The following is a 423-nucleotide window of genomic DNA, read 5'->3' as shown; positions in this document are numbered from 1 at the left end:
ATGATCCAGCGCGTAGGTACTTTGCGCAGCGGTGAGGGTAATATCATCCCCCGCATCAAGCGTGACATCACGACCTGCGGTGACCTGAAGACCCTCGCCCGTAATATCTTCACCCGCAGTAACTTTGACATCGCGCCCGGCCTGTACCTGTGCAACACGGGCAGAAGAAATGACTTCTGATGTTTCTTCTTCTGAAGAGGAAACACCCAGTGAAATTTCGGCTGACACCGCGCCGTTTTTCAAGGCGGCAACTTCACCGACCGCTTTCAGCGCAGCCGACGCCGCCGTCAAGCCCTTGGCCCCGGCAGAGCCTTCGCCCGCCGTGGCAGCCTTGGGCAGCCCGGCAACGGCTTTTGCCGCCGCCGTGACGTTCTGTTTCAGGGAAAGGGTCAGGCCAACCTGTTTGACCTTGTGTTCTTCATT

General features: G+C 58.2%; 1 protein-coding gene. It reads right to left on the bottom strand.

Annotated features, from left to right (window positions below):
- Positions 1-423, bottom strand: a 423-nt coding sequence (locus O4H49_RS20525; RefSeq protein WP_269425298.1) for a hemagglutinin repeat-containing protein, incomplete at both ends; no start/stop codon positions are given.

The sequence above is a fragment of the Kiloniella laminariae genome (genome assembly GCF_027214005.1).
Taxonomy (GTDB): domain Bacteria; phylum Pseudomonadota; class Alphaproteobacteria; order Kiloniellales; family Kiloniellaceae; genus Kiloniella; species Kiloniella laminariae_A.
Note: the sequence above shows the minus strand (reverse complement) of the source record. Positions and strands in the feature narration are given on the sequence as shown.